We start from the raw sequence: 1,488 nt of genomic DNA on the forward strand, positions 1-1,488 counted from the left end.
GCGGCGGCCTGGATGCCGTAGGCGCCGCGGCCGAAGAAGCTGGTGTTGAGGTAGCCCTCGAGGATCTCGTTCTTGGACTTCTCGCGGCCCAGCTTGACCGAGATGAAGAACTCCTTGGCCTTGCGGCTCAGGGTCTGCTCCTGGGCCAGGTAGTAGTTCTTCACGTACTGCTGGGTGATGGTGGAGCCGGACTGCCTGCCCTTGCCGGTGGCCATGTTCCAGCCCGCGCGGAGCATCGCCTTGGGGTCGACGGCGGGCTCGGTGTAGAAGTCCCGGTCCTCGGCGGCGAGTACGGCGTGCTGGGCGTTCTTGGAGACCTCGGCGAGGTTGACGTTCTCGCGGTTGACCTGGCTGTCGCGGGTGTCGCGGGCGAGCTGGGAGCCGTCGGCGTAGAGGTAGACGTTGCTCTGCTTGGTGGCGAGGGCGTTGGCGGGCGGGATCTTCACCATCGAGTAGCCGAGGAAGAAGAGGCCGATGATCAGCAGCGCGCCGACGACGACGGTCCCGAGGACGAGCCGCCAGCCGGGGACGAGGCGGCGCCAGCCGGTGCGCTTGGGCTTCTTGCCGTTGCCCTTGCCGCCGCCTCCGCCGCTGCCGCCGCTGCCGTTTCCGCCGGACGCGGAGGCCGTCTCGGGGGCGGGGGCCGCGGGGGTACGGGGGATGACGGTGGTGGCCGCGGCGGCGCCGGTGTCGGTGGGCGTGGCGGTCTGCTGGTCGCCCTGGCGGGGCGCGTTGATCCGCCGGAGCACCTGCGTGTGCTCGTCGGCGGGCGGCTCGCTCTTGGGGTCCTTTATCCGCCGCAGGACCTGCGTGCTCTCGGTGGCGGGCGGCTCGCTCTTGGCGGCGCCCTTGGCCCCCTGGGGCGCCTTGATCCGCCGGAGCACCTGCGTGCTCTCGACAGCGGGCGTCTCCTCGGCACCGGAGCGGGGGCCTGGGACGGAGGGGTTCTGGGCGGCGCCCTGCCGTGTTTCGTCGGGGCTACGACGCGGAGCGCCGGGTGCCTGCGGCGCCTGGGGCTGCGGGCGGTCGGCACCGGGTGCCTGCGGCGCGTGACCGGTCTGTCCGGGGCGGTTGGCACCGGCGCCCTGGGACGCCTGGCCGGGCTGTCCGGGGCGACCCGCGTCTGCGGACTGGGACGCGGGAGCACCCTGGTCGGGACGGCCCGCTCCGCCGGACTGGGACGCGGAAGTGCCCTCGCCCCGGCGGTCCGTGCCGGTGTCCTGCGCGGGCCGGTCCGCTCGGCCGGTACCGGGGCCCTCGCCCTGCGGGGCCTGACCACCCTGGCCCGGACGACCGGCGCCGGGGCCCTGCGGGGCCTGACCGGCGCGACGCGCGCCCTCCGTACCGACGGACTGAGCACCCTGTCCGCCCCGGCCCGAACGGTCGGCGCCGGGCACCTGACCCCCCGGACCGGAAGCCTGACTCGGCTGACCCGTCCGACCACCCGGGGCCGCACCCTGGCCCGGTCGACCCGCGCCGGAGCCCTGC

Annotated in this window: 1 protein-coding gene and 1 pseudogene; one reads left to right on the forward strand and one right to left on the reverse strand. The window is 74.7% G+C overall.

Annotated elements, in window-relative coordinates:
* Positions 1-884 (reverse strand): biosynthetic peptidoglycan transglycosylase (locus GTW40_RS32525; protein ID WP_161179279.1); only part of this gene is annotated, 884 nt, incomplete at its 3' end.
* A 165-nt stretch (positions 885-1,049) separates the two neighbouring features.
* On the opposite strand from GTW40_RS32525, the pseudogene GTW40_RS06965 reads away from it, so the two are divergent.
* Positions 1,050-1,488: pseudogene (locus tag GTW40_RS06965) on the forward strand (hypothetical protein); the annotation flags it as partial.

Origin of the sequence: Streptomyces sp. SID4985, from assembly GCF_009863025.1 — a bacterium.
Taxonomy (GTDB): domain Bacteria; phylum Actinomycetota; class Actinomycetes; order Streptomycetales; family Streptomycetaceae; genus Streptomyces.